Source organism: Leucobacter sp. cx-328 (assembly GCF_014530035.1).
GTDB lineage: Bacteria > Actinomycetota > Actinomycetes > Actinomycetales > Microbacteriaceae > Leucobacter.
This window is the reverse complement of sequence record NZ_JACVMX010000012.1, coordinates 42,633-60,397: the sequence shown is the minus strand read 5'-3', so window position 1 is coordinate 60,397 and position 17,765 is coordinate 42,633. Positions and strand designations below refer to the sequence as shown.

Annotated in this window: 14 protein-coding genes and 2 tRNA genes; 8 read left to right on the top strand and 8 right to left on the bottom strand. The window is 61.4% G+C overall.

The annotated features are described in order from the left end of the window. Window positions 1-118 precede the first annotated feature (118 nt). Window positions 119-622, bottom strand: a complete 504-nt coding sequence (locus ICL81_RS11800) for a hypothetical protein (RefSeq protein ID WP_188035070.1) — start codon at window positions 620-622, stop codon at window positions 119-121. 227 nt (window positions 623-849) lie between these two features. Here ICL81_RS11800 and ICL81_RS11795 point away from each other — a divergent pair. From ICL81_RS11795 to ICL81_RS11780, 4 genes are all read left to right on the top strand, one after another. Beyond that, window positions 850-922, top strand: a tRNA-Gly gene (locus tag ICL81_RS11795). Window positions 923-984: 62 nt separating this feature from the next. Further along, window positions 985-1,056, top strand: a tRNA-Val gene (locus ICL81_RS11790). Window positions 1,057-1,239: 183 nt separating this feature from the next. Then, the gene (locus ICL81_RS11785) at window positions 1,240-1,539 is read left to right on the top strand and encodes a putative quinol monooxygenase (protein WP_188035069.1); all 300 of its coding nucleotides are present in this window, start codon (window positions 1,240-1,242) and stop codon (window positions 1,537-1,539) included. Window positions 1,540-1,913: 374 nt separating this feature from the next. Then, complete coding sequence (locus tag ICL81_RS11780; RefSeq protein WP_188035068.1) at window positions 1,914-2,702, top strand: DUF6612 family protein; 789 nt, start codon at window positions 1,914-1,916, stop codon at window positions 2,700-2,702. A 29-nt stretch (window positions 2,703-2,731) separates the two neighbouring features. Here the strand turns inward: ICL81_RS11780 and ICL81_RS11775 are convergent, their stop codons facing one another. The 3 genes from ICL81_RS11775 to ICL81_RS11765 all read right to left on the bottom strand — a co-directional run bounded on the left by ICL81_RS11775 (window position 2,732) and on the right by ICL81_RS11765 (window position 5,666). Continuing rightward, entirely contained in the window at window positions 2,732-3,346 is a 615-nt protein-coding gene (locus tag ICL81_RS11775) for a hypothetical protein (RefSeq protein WP_188035067.1), read from the bottom strand. A 9-nt stretch (window positions 3,347-3,355) separates the two neighbouring features. Continuing rightward, window positions 3,356-4,426 (bottom strand): cell division protein ZapE, encoded by a 1,071-nt coding sequence (zapE, locus tag ICL81_RS11770; RefSeq protein WP_188035066.1) that lies wholly within the window; start codon window positions 4,424-4,426, stop codon window positions 3,356-3,358. A gap of 64 nt (window positions 4,427-4,490) precedes the next feature. Next, window positions 4,491-5,666: an alpha/beta hydrolase gene (locus tag ICL81_RS11765; protein ID WP_188035065.1), complete on the bottom strand. Its 1,176-nt coding sequence runs from the start codon at window positions 5,664-5,666 to the stop codon at window positions 4,491-4,493. A gap of 82 nt (window positions 5,667-5,748) precedes the next feature. On the opposite strand from ICL81_RS11765, the gene ICL81_RS11760 reads away from it, so the two are divergent. From ICL81_RS11760 to ICL81_RS11745, 4 genes are all read left to right on the top strand, one after another. Continuing rightward, window positions 5,749-6,366 (top strand): DUF3000 domain-containing protein, encoded by a 618-nt coding sequence (locus ICL81_RS11760; RefSeq protein WP_188035064.1) that lies wholly within the window; start codon window positions 5,749-5,751, stop codon window positions 6,364-6,366. Next, window positions 6,359-7,540 (top strand): HRDC domain-containing protein, encoded by a 1,182-nt coding sequence (locus ICL81_RS11755; protein WP_353055524.1) that lies wholly within the window; start codon window positions 6,359-6,361, stop codon window positions 7,538-7,540. The genes ICL81_RS11760 and ICL81_RS11755 overlap by 8 nt, the downstream gene beginning before the upstream one ends. A gap of 125 nt (window positions 7,541-7,665) precedes the next feature. Continuing rightward, window positions 7,666-8,859, top strand: a complete 1,194-nt coding sequence (locus ICL81_RS11750) for a thiolase family protein (RefSeq protein WP_223160720.1) — start codon at window positions 7,666-7,668, stop codon at window positions 8,857-8,859. Window positions 8,860-8,864: 5 nt separating this feature from the next. Further along, window positions 8,865-10,997, top strand: coding sequence for a 3-hydroxyacyl-CoA dehydrogenase NAD-binding domain-containing protein (locus ICL81_RS11745; protein ID WP_188035061.1), 2,133 nt, complete (start codon window positions 8,865-8,867; stop codon window positions 10,995-10,997). A gap of 265 nt (window positions 10,998-11,262) precedes the next feature. On the opposite strand, the gene ICL81_RS11740 is transcribed toward ICL81_RS11745, so the two are convergent. The 4 genes from ICL81_RS11740 to acnA form a co-directional block, all read right to left on the bottom strand. Further along, the gene (locus ICL81_RS11740; RefSeq protein WP_188035060.1) at window positions 11,263-12,441 is read right to left on the bottom strand and encodes an acyl-CoA dehydrogenase family protein; all 1,179 of its coding nucleotides are present in this window, start codon (window positions 12,439-12,441) and stop codon (window positions 11,263-11,265) included. Between the two features lie 50 nt (window positions 12,442-12,491). After that, the gene (gene dxs, locus ICL81_RS11735) at window positions 12,492-14,396 is read right to left on the bottom strand and encodes a 1-deoxy-D-xylulose-5-phosphate synthase (protein ID WP_188035059.1); all 1,905 of its coding nucleotides are present in this window, start codon (window positions 14,394-14,396) and stop codon (window positions 12,492-12,494) included. Window positions 14,397-14,546: 150 nt separating this feature from the next. After that, window positions 14,547-14,783 (bottom strand): Rv0909 family putative TA system antitoxin, encoded by a 237-nt coding sequence (locus tag ICL81_RS11730; RefSeq protein ID WP_188035058.1) that lies wholly within the window; start codon window positions 14,781-14,783, stop codon window positions 14,547-14,549. A gap of 259 nt (window positions 14,784-15,042) precedes the next feature. After that, window positions 15,043-17,712, bottom strand: a complete 2,670-nt coding sequence (gene acnA, locus ICL81_RS11725; protein WP_188035057.1) for an aconitate hydratase AcnA — start codon at window positions 17,710-17,712, stop codon at window positions 15,043-15,045. Between the last annotated feature and the right edge of the window lie 53 nt (window positions 17,713-17,765).

Genomic DNA, 17,765 nt, shown 5'->3' with positions numbered 1-17,765 from the left:
ATCACGCAATGGGTGGTGTTACTGATTTCCGGCACGGTTAATGGTGCCGGGGTAAGACGGTCCTTGTTTAGGGGCGTGTTTATGCGGCTAGATCAGGATTCGTTACACACGTTTTGTCCTATAACCCTAAAAACGCACCCAGGCCGCCCAGAAGATCAATACCGGCGAAATTCAGCACCCAGCCGAAAGCCAGGCATCCAAGCAGTGACCCAAACAGCGCGCAGGCAATGAACTGAGCGTGCCGAGGAGCCACTTGCGCCTTCCAAGCGAGCGCCATGGCAACGAACCCGGCAAGAAGCGCCAAGGCAAACACGACCGCGTAACTTTGATTTGGCTGCATTGGATCAATCGCGAGGCTCACTAGACCGCTATAGACGGGCCACAACGCGAAAACCAAAAATAGCGCCGCGGCCGCGGGCATTGCGCTGAGCAGTCCTTTGCGAAAGTAGCCCGAAATAGCAATGGCACCCAAACCAGCAGTAGTCAGCGCAACGCTTATCCAATACGAGATTTCTCCGAATTGTCGCGGGGCGTTGCTCACTACTGTGGCGAGCAACAACAGGGCCACTGGCACCCACACATGTGTGCGCGCCAAGACCACTTGCAACGGTGCAGTACTCATGAATGCCTCCTCGCACGCACCGGTCGGAGCCGTGCGCCGCGCGTGCGCAACCTTTCCCTCTTCTCAATACTCACACAAGACAAGGAACCCCCATAGACCCCGTTGTTCCTTTCACCAATGGCACGTTCTGCGACGCGCCCGAATTTGGCCTAATTGTGCGCACCCTTCATGTCACCTCTATAGTTATTCAAGTCGCAGGGCAAAGGAAACGATGGCCTGAAAGACATGCGGATGTAGCGCAGCTGGTAGCGCATCACCTTGCCAAGGTGAGGGTCGCGAGTTCGAATCTCGTCATCCGCTCTGAATGAAAAGAGTTTCTGATCATTCTCCTGAGTTTCACTCGAAACTCGCCAATAACATTGGCGCGATTGGCGCAGCGGTAGCGCACTTCCCTGACACGGAAGGGGTCACTGGTTCGATCCCAGTATCGCGCACAGACAAACCCCCGGTTCTATAGCCGGGGGTTTCTTGTTTTCTCTGATTCACGTAGCCGTCGACTGAAGCTCGACTCCCCCGGGTGTAACACAGGCGATTTCCGGCGGATCCAGGTCGACCCCGGCAGATCACAGGGATACTTGGCAGCTTGCAGCGGGGAATCCTGCGAGACTGGGTTCATCATGCTGAAAATGATTGCCCAGGACTTCATCCGACTCGATGCCGTAGATATCGTGATGCCGCTGTACCGTGAGCTCGTCGAGCTTACGCGTGCGGAGCCGCTCAACGTCTCCTATGAACTCTTCGTTGACGATGAGGATCCGGGGCACTTCATTTTCGTTGAGGAATGGCCGGATCGTGAGGCCCTCGATCTTCATTGCGCTTCTGAGCACTTTCAGCGCCTTGTTCCACAAATAGATGCGTACCAGCGCAGCGCGAATACCTATCTTCAGATGCGGCCAGCGTTCACGGATCACGACTGACCGCATGGCGCTGTCTGATTAATCACTTCAGGATGCGAAAAGATCGGGATACTGTCCACTCATTTTGCCTCTCGCTTCGAAAGTCGCATGCTGATTAGACCAAATAGCTCGCACAGCAAAAACCCCAGACTTCTGTCTGGGGTTTTCTCTTTCGGAAGAGGCCCGCTACCTCAAGCCCACCCGAGGTTTTCGTAGATATGCATTCTGCCGAAAATATGGTGAATTCGGCTCCAAACAGCATATTGACGGCCGATTACATATCTTCGGTAAATCAGCTTCGGCCTCTCAGCCATTTGCTACGCGCACACCTACCAATCCGCTCAAACCACCTCACACTCAGGCCAGCCAAACCGCGCCCCAATACACTTACGCACATGGCTTCTTTCAAGAAACGCACTGTGTTCGCGTCCCTCGCCCTCGTTGCTGGCCTGAGCCTCACTGGCTGTTCCGGCGCAGGCACAAGCCCCGCAGACACCGTCTCCGAGGCCGAGATCGGCACCGAGCTCACCGCCGAGAACTTTGTGAATCGAATCAGCGCGGCGCAGCTCCGCTCGGGATCCGCACACCTGGAAACCAAGATTGAAGGCCAGGGTTCTGAGATCACCGCGAGCGCAGACATGGAGTTCTCAGAGAACTCGAATGACCTACGCATGCACATGCTCATGGACATGCCCGTTGATGAAAACACCTCCACAACCGCGGAGCTCAAACTCATCAAGGGAAAGGTCTACATGTCGCTCGGCGAGGTCACCGCCGACAAGTGGGTTGAGGTTTCGCAAGACCAGTCTGGGGCGCTGAACATTGATGATCTCACCGCACAGACAGACCCTGCCGCACAGTTTGCGGCGTTTGAAGGCGCACTGCAGTCACTCAAGAAGACCGGTAGTGGCGAGAAGATCGATGGCGTGAAGACGACCGAGTACACGCTCTCGCTCGATCCAGAGAAGCTCCTCACAAGCACCGGACAGATCGAAGCAATCGGCCCAGAGGAACTCCTCGCGCTCGGCAAGAGCGTCGAATACAAGTTGTACGTTGGTCCCGATGACCTGCCACGCCGCATCATCATGGATCTTGGCACCGGCGTATCGACCCTTGACTACAGCAAGTGGGGCGAAGACACCGATATCAAGGCACCCAACCGCGGCGAGATCACCACGATGTAGCGATCAACAGTGAGCCAGTGTGGCCCGCACTAACCGCGCAAGTGGTGGGTGCGGGCCACAACTGTAGCTGCCGCAATAAAGGTTTCGCGATCGATCTCATGCCCCTCACGGCGCATACCAGAGTGAGTGACGCGCAAGAGGCGTTCAGGCGAGAGATAGCTCGGGCGATGCTGCGGATCCCAGCCACCGGTACCCACCGGCACAAAATCACGATGTTGCTTAGTGCTGAGATAGCAGCCAGCGAGCGCGGTAGCGCTCACGCGACCGAGAATCAGGACGGGACGGTCCTTTCCGCGCCCATCGTTCTCTGCGTAGGGCACCCACGTCCAGACGACCTCGCCGGGATCGGGGTCGCCGTCGCGCTGGGGCGAATACTCGAATCGCAGCGACTCGGCTTCTGCCCGCGTCAGATCACGCGTAATGCTGTCTGCGTCGCCGTCCCGACCAGGAACGAGAGCGTCGTTCGCAGCACCTGCGCTCGGGCGTGGGCTGGGTCCGGGCTTGGCTGATCCGCGCCCGCCCGGCTGTCCCGGGATCGTGCCCGCACTCGTGCGCGCGCCCGGTCGCGACGAAGGCTTCGAAGATCGCCGCTTCTCCCCCGGCAGGAGGATATCGAGGAGCTTCCGAGCGAGATCAGTCCACATGCCGCGAGGCTACGCTTCGATCGTGGCAGCAGTCAGCGCGTTGAGACGCGACTGGCAACGCTGGTACTTCTTGCGATAGCCGCCGTCGATCATTCCGCCGCCGAAGATATTCGTGAGCGGGATACCGGTCGCGCTGATGGGAATCTGCGCATCGTAGACACGGTCAATGAACGCAACGAAGCGCAGTGCAGACGACTGGTCAGTGATCTCGTGCACGTCGCGAATGCCGAGTGCGTCAACGCCAGCAAGCAGACCGACGTAGCTTGAGGGGTGCACGGTCGCGAGGTGCTCGATGAGCTCGCCGAAAACATCGTCAGTCATACGGTTGCCTGAGGCCGCAGCGTCAGCCACAGCGAACTGGTACGCCTCGTCGCTCAACGCAATGGCGTCGCTCTCGAGGTCACGCTGACGGTAGTCCACACCATCGATGCGGATCGTCGCGAAGCGATCAGACATCGCCTGGATCTCACGCATGAAGTCTGCAGCCGCAAAACGCCCCTCGCCGAGGGCGTTGGGTGGGGTGTTTGAGGTGGCAACGATCCGCGAGCCTGACGCGGTGAGATCACCAATCAGGCGGGTCATGAGCATCGTGTCACCCGGATCATCAAGCTCGAACTCATCAATGCAGATGAGCTTCGCCCCACGGAGCACATTGAGCGCGCCCTCGTAGCCAAGCGCGCCGACGAGCGCGGTGAACTGGATGAAGGTGCCGAAGTACTTCCGCCCGGCGGTCGCGTGCCAGGTCGCCGCAAGGAGGTGGGTCTTACCAACGCCGAATCCACCGTCAAGGTAGACGCCGGGCTTCGCGGGCGCAGCCGCCGCTGGCCCCTTGTCTTTCTTGCGGCCGAAACCGAAGAATCCGCCACCACCGCTGCGCGTTGCTGCGGCAGGCTTCGAGAACGCGTCAAGCGTGTCACGCGCTTCCGCCTGCGAGGGGTAGCGATCATCAGGTCGGTACGACTCGAAGGAGGCATGGTCGAACTGCGGGGGCGGAACGAGTGAAGCAACAAGCTCAGTTCCTGAGATTGCTGGGCGTCGATCTACGATCCGGGCAGTGCTGTGCAATTCGTTGGCAGACATCCCTGCAAGTCTAGCGCCGGAGCGCCGCCGAGGACTACCCACGACAGCGCTCCGTTCGCAGCGACTAACCGCGGAATGCGGGGCGCGGCAGCGTTGAGGCAAAGCGGAAGGCCGCGTCCTCCCAGCCGTCACGATCCATGTTCCACAGCCGCACGTGCTTTGCTTTGTCGACGAGACGCAGCTCAACGAGGTCTGAACGCAGCTGCGCAAGGCGTTCCGCGCCGGTGCTCGGCACGTAGCCATCGCCACGGCTCGCCTGAATCATCACCGGCACATCGAGATCGCGGGCAAATCGTTCGGGTACCAGCGACCCAGCGTCCAACCCGTCTTCGACGCCAGACTTCACGACATTGTTACGCAAAAGCTCGAGGCCGATGTCAGCGAGCGGCGCGGGAGCACCAGCTGCACGAGCATGGACTCGCAGCACGTCAGGCCAGTCAAGCGCAGGCGAATCAAGCAGGATGCCGTCGATCACGTCACGGTGCGCACCCCGCTGCATCGCCAGCATGCAGGCTGTACCGCCCATCGACCAGCCAACGAGCGTGACCCGCTCTGCTCCGCGGCGACGCGCTTCTGCGATCGCGGCTTCCACGTCACGGGATTCAGAAACACCGAGCCCAAAGCGCCCATTCGCGCTCGCGGGCGCACCTTCGTCGCCCCGGTACGCAATCACGAGGCTCGTGACGCCGGCACGGGCGAGCGGCAATACGCCGCGCAGTGTTTCGACCGGTTCGGCGCCCCGACCGTGGACGTGTACTGCCCACCGTTTCTTCCGTGGGAACTTCGGGCGGATCACCCACGCTTTCGCTTCACCAAGCTCGGTCGGGTAGCTAATCTCCTCGACGCGCAAACCGAGTTCTCCCGGATCGGCGTACCACCAACCGGTCAGCCTGCCGCGAAGCCCAGGACGGAGCTCACCTCGATCGACGGCAAGCAGCTCGCGAACCACGTTGCCGGATTCGCGCCCTAGCACCTTGCCGACTCGGGCGCGGATCGTGTCCTGCGCCAAAAGTAGCGTGTAATCGCCACGCAGTCCGGCGCCAACTCCGCTCAACACGACGGCTGGAAACCCTTTTGCCTCGCCAACATTTACGACCTCGAGCGGATCTTCGGTGAGCCGCTCTCCTTCCACTGCGCGCCGAGCCAGCACCGTTGCGCCAGCAACGATGCCACCAATGGCGGCAGCACCAACAACACCCGCAGCGACAGCTCCAGCGATGATTCCGCGGCGATTGCCCATACCTGGGACCCACTCTCTAACGTTTCGAACGCGTTCGGCGTGGCAATCCGAACTCTTTCACAGCAAACTCTAGTCTTCCCCTGTGACCCCAACACCCCCAAGTTTCTCGCGAAGGTTTGCTGAGGCAGTTGAACAGCTGCGGCACGCCGACCTGCGCGAAGAGCTGGCGATCCGTGAGACACCAGCGCCAGAGAGCATCGCCCCCGAGTCATTCGCACTCGCGGGCGGCTTGAAGCAGCATGACTTGACCGATGATTCTGCGGCAGTTGAATCTGGCTTTGGGGTGGGGCGCTTGGTGCTCCTGCATGATCCAGACGCCATAGAAGAGTGGGGCGGCGAGTTCCGCGTCATTTGTTACGCGCAGGCCCCGCTCGAGCTTGAGATTGGCGTCGACCCGTTCATCTCCGACGTGGCGTGGTCGTGGTTGCTTGATGCGCTGGCGGCGCGATCCGCCGAGTATACGTTTATTTCTGGGACAGCGACGAAGGTGCTCTCGAGCGGCTTCGGCACGCTTGAGGGGCAGGGCGACGGTGCCCACCTTGAGCTGCGGGCATCGTGGACGCCACTCGGCGACGACTTTGCCGTTCATGCCGAGGCCTGGTCTGAACTACTCTGCCTCCTGGCAGGGCTCCCTCACGAAGAGGGCATCGATTCGATTGCAGCCCACCGGCTGCGGATGCGAGCAGGCGGGCGTGACTAAGACAGACCTGGCAACCTGGACGAACGTTGGCGACAAGTGGTCGCTCGCGACGGCCCTGAAGGAACTTGCAGCGGGAGAAGGCCCGTACGGCATCGACACCGAACGCGCCTCAGGATTCCGATACAGCAATCGCGCATTCCTGGTCCAGGTGTTTCGGCGCGGATCGGGAACATACATCTTCGATCCAACGAAGCTCGACTCGCTCGAACCACTCGCAGAGCTCATTAACCCGGAAGAGTGGATTCTCCACTCGGCTGATCAGGATCTACCGAGCCTCGCAGAACTCGGCCTGAAGCCTGCGCAGCTCTTCGACACCGAGCTTGCATCGCGTTTGCTCGGTTTTGAACGCGTCGGCCTCGGCGCAGTCACTGAGCGACTGCTCGACATCAAGCTCGCAAAGGCACACTCGGCCGTTGATTGGTCGACCCGCCCGCTGCCGATTGAGTGGCTCGAATACGCTGCGCTCGATGTCATCGTGCTTCCGGATCTGCGTGATGCGGTCCACCGGGAACTTGAGGCGAGCAACAAGCTCGAAATTGCGCATCAGGAGTTTGAAGCAGTTCGTACGAAGGCTCCCAAGCCGGCGAATGACGAGCCGTGGCGCAAGCTGGCAGGCGGCGGCAAGCTGCGTGGCCCGCGACAGCTCGCGGTCGCCCGTGAACTGTGGAACTCTCGCGATCGACTCGCTCGCGAAAAAGACGTTGCGCCTGGCCGTCTCGTGCCAGACGCGTCACTCGTCGCGGCAGTCGCAGCAAACCCACGGTCAAAGGGTGAGCTCGCAAAGCTCGAGTCTTTCCGCGGTCGCGCAAGCCGCACCGAGCTGAATCGATGGTGGGACGCAATTCTCGCTGGCAAGACCACGCGCAATGTGCCCGGCCCGAAGCCACGTGATCCCGAGGCGATCCCGCATCACCGCAGCTGGGAGCAAAAGTCGCCAGAGGCTGCGGCACGTCTCGCAGCAGCACGCGCAGGCGTAGAGGCTGAGGCCGAGGCGCAGAGCATGCCGTTCGAGAACCTCATCACGCCGTCACTCGTGCGTCGCGTGGCATGGAATCCCCCGGTCCCTGCAACGCCGGAGAACATCGCCGCGCGACTCGCTGAGCTTGGCGCACGACCCTGGCAGATTGCTAGTGTCGCACCAATTATCTCGGCAGCCTTTGTAGACTTGGGATAAAGCTTGCACGGCGTCTGGCCTCGACTTCGAGTGACCAGGCATATGAGTTCTACCGAACCAGTTCGCGCTTCCTAGGATGTGAAGCACGACCTGGTTCAACACCAAATGGAGGCAAAGTGGCCGCAATGAGAAAAGTCGTATTCGTTGACGGAGTTCGCACTCCCTTCGGACGCGCTGGCGACAAGGGCATGTACGCGGGAACGCGCGCAGACGACCTCGCAGTCAAGGCACTGCAGGGACTCATCGCCCGGAACCCGGGTCTCCCGCTTGATCGCATCGATGATGTCGGTATCGCGGCCACGACTCAGCAGGGCGACCAAGGCCTGACGCTCGGCCGCACCGTGGCCATTCTCGCTGGCCTCCCCCAGACCGTGCCCGGTTTTGCGCTTGATCGCATGTGTGCCGGCGCCATGACCGTCACCTCGCTCCTGAGTTCAGCGATCATTGCTGGCCAGTATGACATCGCGGTCGCTGGCGGCGTCGAGCACATGGGTCGTCACCCGCTCGGGCTCGATGCGGATCCGAACCCCCGCTTCATCGCCGAAAAACTCGTGAGCCCGGATGCCCTGAACATGGGCGTTACCGCCGAACGTCTGCACGACCGTTTCCCGCAGCTCACCAAGGAGCGCGCGGATCGCTTCGGCATGCTCAGCCAGCACAAGGTTCAGGCTGCGTACGATCGCGGTGACATCCAGGCTGACCTCGTTCCTGTTGCCACCCGATCCGCCGCCGGCTGGGGACTCGCCACCGAAGACGAGGGCCGACGCCCCGAGACTTCGATGGAGGGGCTCGCCGGTCTCAAGACACCGTTCCGTCCGCACGGTCGCGTGACCGCTGGCACGTCCTCTCCCCTCACTGACGGCGCGACCATGTCGCTCCTCGCAGGCGCAGATACTGCGAAGCAACTCGGCCTCGCGCCGAAGATGCGCCTGGTCTCGTTCGCCTACGCTGGCGTGCAGCCCGAGGTGATGGGTCTTGGCCCGGTTCCCTCTACCGAGAAAGCGCTCAAGAAGGCCGGTCTCACCATCAACGACATCGGTATTTTCGAACTCAACGAGGCGTTTGCCGTGCAGGTGCTGTCGTTCACCGATCACTTTGGTATTGCTGATGACGATCCGCGCGTCAATCCCTGGGGCGGCGCAATCGCGCTCGGTCACCCGCTCGCGGCTTCGGGCACACGCCTGATGATCCAGCTCGCACGCCAGTTCGAGCAGCGCCCCGATGTGCGTTTCGGCCTCACCGCCATGTGCGTCGGCCTTGGCCAGGGCGGATCAATGATTTGGGAAAACCCCCACTACAACGGCAAGAAGGGCAAGTAAGCGCGATGACTGACTACAGCAAGATCGACTTCTCGCCGATCATCGACGCCTCAGTAGACGAGGTCGTCACCGAATCATTCGTGCGCGACGTGCAGCTCCCATCTGGCGGCACCCTCGCGCTCATCACGCTCGACAACGGCCGCGATCACACGCGCCCGAACACGCTCGGCCCGCGCACCTTGCAGGCGCTCGGCGCCGTGCTCGACGCGCAGCGTTCCCGTGCGACCGCCGGTGAAATCCAGGCTGTCGCAGTGACAGGCAAGCCGTACATCTTCGCAGCTGGCGCGGATCTCTCCAAGGTCTCCACCCTCGCCACGCACGAGAACGCCCTGCTCATGGCGCAGCTTGGTCACCACGTACTCGGCAAGTTCAGCTCGCTCGGTGTTCCTTCGTTCGCGTTCGTGAACGGCCTCGCGCTCGGCGGCGCGATGGAAATCGCACTCAACTGCGACTACCGCACGCTCGATTCGTCGGCGGCCGCGCTTGCTTTCCCTGAGGTCTTCCTCGGCATCATTCCCGGCTGGGGTGGCGCAACCCTCGTGCCCAACCTCATCGGTATTGAGAAGGCGATCGAGGTCATCATCTCGAACCCGCTCAAGAACAACCGCATGCTGAAGCCCGCGCAGGCGCACGAGCTCGGCCTCTTCGATGAGATGTACGGCCCCGGCCGTTTCTTGGAAGAGTCCATCGAGTGGGCGGATCGCGTCATCACCGGCGCAACCAAGGTTGAGCGCCCGAACGCGCCTGGCAAGCTTGAGCGTCTCACCAAGTGGAACGTCGCGATCAAGATCGCTCGCGAGACGCTGAAGGCCAAGATCGGCACCGCAGCGACGTCGCCCTACGTGGCACTCGACCTGCTCGCTGCTGCGCGCGACAACGACCGCGTCCGCGGATTCGAGCGCGAAGACTTCGCCCTCGCCGAGCTTATCTCTGGCGACCAGTTCGCAGCATCGATCTACGCGTTCGATCTCGTGCAGAAGCGCGCGAAGCGTCCCGCTGGCGCTCCCGACAAGGAGCTTGCCCGCCCCGTCCAGAAGGTCGGCGTCATCGGCGCCGGTCTGATGGCGAGCCAGTTTGCGCTGCTGTTTGCGCGCAAGCTGCGCGTTCCCGTGCTCATCACCGACCTCGACCAGTCACGCGTTGATCGCGGTCTCGACTACATTCGCGGTGAGATCGACAAGCTCGCAGCAAAGGGCCGCCTTGGCGCCGATGACGCGAACCAGGTCAAGGCGCTCGTGCAGGGCACGACAGACAAGGCTGACTTCGCCGACTGCGATTGGGTCATCGAGGCTGTCTTCGAAGAGCTCTCGGTCAAGCAGCAAGTCTTCGCGGAGGTGGAACCACACATCTCCCCCGAAGCGATTATCGCGACCAACACTTCGTCGCTCTCGGTCGAAGAGATCGGCGCGAACCTCGCTCACCCCGAACGCCTTGTTGGCTTCCACTTCTTCAACCCGGTCGCGGTCATGCCACTCATCGAGGTCGTTCGCACTCCCGCAACGAACGACGCTTCGCTCTCGACCGCAATGGTCATCGCGCGGAAGCTCGGCAAGAGTGCTGTCATCACCGCCGACCGCCCGGGCTTCGTCGTGAACCGACTGCTCGCAAAGGTCATGGGCGAAGCAGCACGCGCACTCGACGAGGGCACCCCGATGCCGGTGGTCGAGCGTTCACTCGCACCCCTCGGTCTCCCCATGGGCCCGTTCGAACTCATTGACCTCGTCGGTTGGAAGGTTGCTGCCCATGTGCAGGACACCATGGTCGCCGCGTTCCCCGAGCGGTTCTACGCGTCCGAGAACCTACACAAGCTTGCTGATGTGACTGACCCGCTTGTGAAGAGCAAGATCGGCAAGGTCGAAGATCTTTCAAAGACCGGCCGCAAGGCGCTGACGCTTGGCAAGACCGCCGTGACCGAAGAGGTCATTCTGCAGCGCGTCGAGGACGAGCTCGCTGGCGAGATCAAGATCATGCTCGATGAGGGCGTCGTGCATGCCGCGGAAGACATCGACCTGTGCCTCATCTTGGGCGCTGGCTGGCCGTTCCAGGCAGGCGGCTCAACGCCGTACCTCGACCGCGTTGGCGCGAGTGAGCGCGTGTTTGGCGGGACGTTCCACACGCCTCGTATCGCCGGGGCGTAGTCGGCCAGCGCGGCGCCACTTCTCGCTTCGGGGCGGTTTAACCCTCCTCTGCAAATCGACCGTTGGTAAGACGTTTTCTCACGAATTCGTCTTACCAACGGTCGATTTCTGCGTTTAGGTCAAATCTCCGACGTGGGCGGCCTTTGGCACTCGTCGTAGATCTGGTTTCGCGCGTAGATATGCTGTTTGTGGCCTAATTCAGCATATTTACGGCGGAAAGCATATCTACGACAAATGCGAGCGCGGGGCGGGCGCCCCCGTGGGCCTACTCCCCGAGCAGCGCCGCAGCAAACATCGGCCGAGCGGCGTCAACCCCGGGCGGGTGGAACAGCGACGCAGCAGCATCACGGTATAGGCGACTCGCCTCGTGCATCGCGCCAAACCCAGCACCACCGGCACACGCGAGCGCGACCTCCGCATTGCTGCGCGCCACATCGCCCGCGTTGATGCGCGCGTGCACGAGCATCAACGGCCAACGCTCGCCGTGATTGGTGAGTTCGTCGATGTCGCGCGTGTAGGCGTCGAGCTGCGCGGCCACGGGCAGGAGGGCCATGTGGGCGTCTGCGATCCGCGCCCGGAATTCAGGCACCTCGGCGAGCGTGGTGCCGGCCTTTGCTGAGTTGCGGTGTGCCAGGCCTGCCGCAGCAACTTCTAGCGCACGGGCGGCGACACCGGCGTAGACCGAGCCGACGAGCAACTGGAAGTGACTCGCAATCGCAAAGACCAGAACGTCAGCCGTTGGGCCGACCGGGAGTGCGCGGATCACCTGATCGGCTGTCATCACAGCACCGGAAAGTCGGGTCGCACGGCTGTGCGAGGCACGCATACCGAGCACGTCCCAGTTCTCGGCAGCCTGCACGCCCTCATCAGCGCGATCGAGGAAGCCGAAGATGAGCTGCGGCTCCTCCCCTGACTCGTCGCGACCGTGCACGATGAGTTTCGTCCACGCTGGCGTCAGTGAGGTGAAGATTTTGGTGCCGGTAAGCACGTATCCACCACCCGCAGCAGCAGACCGCGGTACCGCCACGGTTTTCGAATCAGCGAGCACGAAGTCGTTGCCGGGCTCACTGATACCGAACGCGAAGATTTCCCCGACAAGCGCCTGCTCGAAAACATAGTCAAGCGAATGATCGCCACGCTCGTACAACGCGCGTGCAACACCAACACACAGCAGGTGCATGTTGATACCCAATGCGGTCGCTGGTGCGGCGCCGGCAAGGCGCTGCTGCAGACGCGACACCTGATTAAGCGTCAACCCTGGCCCGCCAAGCGATGACGGCACGAATGTCGTCAGGTACCCCGAGGCGCGGAGCGCCGCAAGATCCGCTGCAAAGAATTCGTTCGCACGGTCGAGTTCACCCGCGCGCTCCCTGATCGTAGCGATGAGCTCGTCGGGCAAAAATCGCTCGGCAAGTTCGCGATGCTGGGCTTCACGGTCGGTCACGGTGATTCACCTCTCTGGCGGGGACGGGTCCTTGCGCCAGACTACTCCGGTTACTCGGGGCGTGCGATGGGAATTCGCGTGCCGCGCACCTGGTCGATGACGTTGGCTGCGATGCGCTCTGCGGTGAGTCCAGCTTCTTCGAGCAGCTGATCGCGCGTTGCGTGCAGCGGGAACTCATCGGGTGTACCGAGCTCGCTCACAGCGGTGTCGACGGCGCCATCGCGAAGTGCCTGGCGGATCCGCGTCCCAACGCCACCCACACGAATGCCGTCCTCGATACTCACGAGGAGGCGGTGCGAACGAGCCATCTCAACGACCGAGTCAGCGACCGGAACCACCCAGCGCGGATCAATCACCGATGCCGAAATTCCCTCGCGCGCCAAAATTTCGGCCGCATCGAGCGCGACGCGCGCCATCGGGCCGACCGTCACGAACAGCACGTCGGCGGATCCCTGCGCTTCGCGCAACACGTCAACGCCGTCGTGCGTGCGACGGATTGCGGGAAGGTCGGAACCAACCGAGCCCTTCGGGTAGCGGATAACAGTGGGCGCGTCTTCCACCGCGGTTGCCTCGTTGAGGAGTTCGGTGAGCGTGTCAGCGTCGCGCGGCGCCGAGATACGAATGCCGGGAACAATCTGCAACATCGCGAGGTCCCAGACACCATTGTGGCTTGCGCCGTCAGGCCCGGTAATGCCCGAACGGTCGAGCACGAACGTGACTCCTGCGTGATGCAGGGCGACGTCCATGAGCACCTGGTCGAACGCACGGTTCATGAACGTTGCATAGAGTGCGACGACGGGATGCAGTCCGCCGTACGCGAGACCAGCTGCTGAAGTCACAGCGTGCTGCTCGGCAATACCTACGTCGTACACGCGGTTCGGGAAGCGCTCGAGCATGGGCACGAGACCAACCGGCTCGAGCATCGCGGCGGTAATCGCCACGACCTTCTCGTTTTTCGCGGCCACATCAACGATGCTCTCGCCGAAGACCGAGGTCCAGGTGCGCGAGGATCCGTTCGAGATTGGCTCGCCACTGTCACGATCGAACTGACCGATTGCGTGGAACTGATCTCCAACGTGATTCTCGGCCGGCGCGTATCCGCGGCCCTTCTCAGTAATGACGTGCACGAGGGCGGGACGACCATACTCGCGCGCCTGAGTCAGCACGGCTTCAAGCCCGGGCTCATCGTGGCCGTCAACGGGACCGAAGTACTTGATGTCGAGGTTTGAGTACAGGTGGTCGTTGTCGCTCGCGCGGCTTAGGAAACCGTGAAGAGCACCGCGCGTACCACGGTAGAGGGTGCGACCGGGCTTGCCGAGGCGAGAGAAGAAGCGCTCGCTCCCCTCCTGCAGGTCACGGTAGGTCGCGCGGCTACGCACCGAGTTCAGGAAGCGAGCCATGCCACCGATGGTCGGCGCGTACGAGCGACCATTGTCGTTTACGACGATCACCAGGTTGCGATCGTTGTCGTCGGTGATGTTGTTGAGCGCCTCCCAGGTCATTCCGCCTGTGAGGGCACCGTCGCCAACGACCGCCACAACGGTGCGATCCTGCTGGCCTGTGCGAGCGAAGGCGCGTGAGATTCCGTCTGCCCAGCTGAGCGAACTCGACGCGTGTGAACTTTCGACGATGTCATGCTCGGATTCCGCGCGCTGTGGATAGCCGGCTAGGCCATCGCGTTGGCGGAGCTGCGAAAAGTCTTTGCGACCCGTCAGGATTTTGTGCACGTAGCTCTGGTGGCCCGTATCGAAGATGATCGGATCACGCGGAGAATCAAATACCCGGTGCAGTGCAATCGTGAGTTCGACGACGCCAAGGTTCGGACCAAGGTGGCCGCCGGTCTTGGCAACTTCGCTGATCAGGAATTCACGGATCTCTGCCGCAAGCTGAGCGCACTGTTCAGCGCTCAATGATGCAAGGTCTGCAGGGCCTTCGATTTGATCGAGGATCGCCACTCGCCACCCGTCCCTTCTCTCGCCGGCGTGAACGCCGGGCATCCCCACAGTCTACCCGTCAGCAATGAGTGATTCGGCACATGGCACACACAAGAGGGCTCCCCGCGCGATTCGCGCGGGGAGCCCTCTTGTGGTCTCAGAACTCACCGATTATTCATTACCGATCGAGCCGTCGAGCTTTTGCTTGATCTCGTCAATTTTGTCAGCGTGCTCGCCACCCGTGACCTTATTGGCAAAGCCAGCAAGTCCATCAAGTACTTTGTCGCTGACCGACTCGGCTTGTTCACTCTTCAAGGCGTCTTTCACCTTGTCAGCATTTTCAGACAGAAAAGTCTTTGCCTTCTCTGCCGCGTCAGCTGCCTGCTTACCCAGATCTTCGTTCGCCATGCGTTGACCCTTCCAGATACTGCACCGAGCCATTCGGCGCTGTCTGAATTATGCGCCAGTTCGTGAAAGCCTGCAAGCATCCAATGTGTTTACAGTCTGGCAAGTTTCCAACTTTCATCCAGCCAACGTGAAGGTCCAGAAACTCTCGCCACTACACAGAGAGGCGCCCCAGCCAGAATCTCACTGGCTGGGGCACCTCTCTGTGGTCGTTTAACGCGGAATTCTCAGTACAAGATACTCCGAACGAATCACCCGAGACTTAGACGAGTGAACGGAGAACGTACTGCAGGATGCCACCGTTACGGTAGTACTCAGCCTCGCCCGGGGTGTCGATACGAACGACTGCGTCGAACGAAACGACCGAGCCGTCAGCCTTGGTTGCCTCGACTGCGAGAGTCTTCGGCGTGACGCCCTCGTTGAGCTGCTCAATGCCGGTGATCGAGAAGGTCTCGGTGCCGTCAAGGCCGAGGCTGTCTGCGTTCTGACCTGCAGGGAACTGCAGGGGCATAACGCCCATGCCGATGAGGTTCGAGCGGTGAATACGCTCGAAGCTCTCGGTGATGACTGCCTTTACGCCGAGCAGGCTGGTGCCCTTTGCAGCCCAGTCACGCGACGAGCCCGAGCCGTACTCCTTGCCACCGAGAACGACGAGCGGGATACCCGCTGCGCGGTAGTTCTCTGCCGCGTCGTAGATGTATGACTTGGGAGCATCTGCCTGGGTGAAGTCGCGCGTGAAGCCACCCTCGACGTTGTCGAGGAGCTGGTTGCGCAGACGGATGTTCGCGAAGGTACCGCGGATCATGACCTCGTGGTTACCACGGCGTGAGCCGTAGGTGTTGAAGTCCTTCGGCGCGATGCCGTTCTCTACCAGGTAGCGACCAGCGGGGGTCTCTGCCTTGAAGCTACCAGCAGGGCTGATGTGGTCAGTGGTGACCGAGTCGCCAAGCTTTGCAAGAACGCGTGCGCCCTTGATGTCGCTGACGGGCTCAGGCTGGAGCTTCATTCCGTCGAAGTACGGTGCCTTACGGACGTAGGTCGACTTCTCGTCCCACGCGAAGGTGTTGCCATCGGGAGTGGGAAGCGAGTTCCAGTGCTTGTCACCATCGAAGACGGTTGCGTACTTCGAGTTGAACATGTCGCTGTCAATCGAGTTGTCAGCGATCTGCTGAACCTCGACGGGGTCGGGCCAGATGTCACGGAGGAAGACGTCGTTGCCGTCTGCGTCCTGACCAAGCGCCTCGTTGTCGAAGTCGAAGTCCATCGAACCTGCAAGAGCGTACGCAACGACGAGCGGGGGGCTCGCGAGGTAGTTCATCTTGATGTCTGGGTTGATGCGACCCTCGAAGTTACGGTTACCCGAGAGAACTGCGGTGACAGCGAGATCGTTGTCGTTGACAGCCTTCGAGATCTCCTGGTTGAGCGGGCCCGAGTTACCAATGCAGGTCACGCAGCCGTAGCCAACGAGGAAGAAGCCGAGATCTTCGAGCTCAGTCTTGAGGCCCGACTTCTCGTAGTAGTCGGTAACAACCTTCGAGCCGGGAGCAAGCGTGGTCTTAACCCACGGCTTAGCCTTCAGGCCCTTAGCGTTTGCGTTACGTGCAAGCACGCCAGCCGCAAGCATGACCGAGGGGTTCGAGGTGTTGGTGCACGAGGTGATCGACGCGAGGCTGACTGCGCCGTGATCGATCGTGAACTCGCGACCCTGCTCGTCTACGACGGTTGCGGGGTTCGATGCGGGAGCGTAGTTCTTGAGGTCAACCTCGAACTGTTCCTTCGCGCTGGTGAGCTCGATGCGGTCCTGGGGACGCTTCGGGCCGGCGATCGAAGCAACAACGGTCGAGAGGTCGAGCTCGAGGTACTCGCTGAACTCGGGCTCAACTGCGGGGTTGTGCCAGAGGCCCTGCTCCTGGCTGTACGCCTTGATGAGCTCAAGCTGCTCTTCGGTACGGCCGGTGAGGCGCAGGTAGTCGAGGGTGACATCGTCGATGGGGAACATCGCCGCGGTCGAACCGAACTCGGGGCTCATGTTGCCGATGGTTGCACGGTTTGCGAGCGGGACCGAACCAACGCCCTCACCGTAGAACTCAACGAACTTGCCGACAACGCCGTGCTTACGGAGCATCTGCGTGATGGTGAGCACAACGTCGGTCGCGGTAACGCCAGCGGGGATCTGACCCGAGAGCTTGAAACCAACAACGCGCGGGATGAGCATCGAGATGGGCTGACCGAGCATTGCTGCCTCAGCCTCAATGCCGCCAACGCCCCAACCGAGAACGCCGAGGCCGTTCTCCATGGTGGTGTGCGAGTCAGTGCCGACGCAGGTGTCGGGGTATGCCTGGAGCACGCCGCCGACCTCGCGAGCGAAGGTGATGCGTGCGAGGTACTCGATGTTCACCTGGTGAACAATGCCGGTCCCGGGGGGAACAACCTTGAACTCGTCGAAGGCACCCTGGCCCCAACGGAGGAACTGGTAGCGCTCACCGTTACGGACGTACTCAATCTCAACGTTCTTCTCGAACGCTGCAGCGTTGCCGTACGAGTCCGAGATGACCGAGTGGTCGATGACGAGCTCTGCGGGAGCGAGCGGGTTGATCTTGTCGGGGCTGCCGCCGAGATCAACGACTGCCTCACGCATGGTTGCGAGGTCAACGACACAGGGAACACCCGTGAAGTCCTGCATGATCACACGTGCGGGCGTGAACTGGATCTCGGTGTCGGGCTGCGCCGACGGATCCCAGTTGCCGAGCGCCTTGATGTGCTCTTCAGTTACGTTCGCGCCATCCTCGGTGCGAAGCTGGTTCTCAAGCAGCACCTTGAGGCTGAAAGGCAGGCGTGCTGCACCCTCAACCTGGTTGATCTTGAAGATCTCGTAATCTTTCCCACCAACGGTGAGGGTGCTCTGTGCACCAAAGCTGTTTACCGAAGCCATGAGTCCTCCCAAAGTCTCTCGATGTCGAGATACATCTTACACTGTTTATACAC

Bases quoted from the DNA above. Each gene is read 5' to 3' on its own strand.
- ICL81_RS11780 (WP_188035068.1), top strand. From the start codon at position 1,914: ATGGCTTCTTTCAAGAAACGCACTGTGTTCGCGTCCCTCGCCCTCGTT.
- zapE (WP_188035066.1), bottom strand. From the start codon at position 4,426: ATGTCTGCCAACGAATTGCACAGCACTGCCCGGATCGTAGATCGACGC.
- acnA (WP_188035057.1), bottom strand. From the start codon at position 17,712: ATGGCTTCGGTAAACAGCTTTGGTGCACAGAGCACCCTCACCGTTGGT.
- ICL81_RS11800 (WP_188035070.1), bottom strand. From the start codon at position 622: ATGAGTACTGCACCGTTGCAAGTGGTCTTGGCGCGCACACATGTGTGG.
- ICL81_RS11750 (WP_223160720.1), top strand. From the start codon at position 7,666: ATGAGAAAAGTCGTATTCGTTGACGGAGTTCGCACTCCCTTCGGACGC.
- ICL81_RS11745 (WP_188035061.1), top strand. From the start codon at position 8,865: ATGACTGACTACAGCAAGATCGACTTCTCGCCGATCATCGACGCCTCA.
- ICL81_RS11785 (WP_188035069.1), top strand. From the start codon at position 1,240: ATGCTGAAAATGATTGCCCAGGACTTCATCCGACTCGATGCCGTAGAT.
- ICL81_RS11765 (WP_188035065.1), bottom strand. From the start codon at position 5,666: ATGGGCAATCGCCGCGGAATCATCGCTGGAGCTGTCGCTGCGGGTGTT.
- ICL81_RS11775 (WP_188035067.1), bottom strand. From the start codon at position 3,346: ATGTGGACTGATCTCGCTCGGAAGCTCCTCGATATCCTCCTGCCGGGG.
- ICL81_RS11730 (WP_188035058.1), bottom strand. From the start codon at position 14,783: ATGGCGAACGAAGATCTGGGTAAGCAGGCAGCTGACGCGGCAGAGAAG.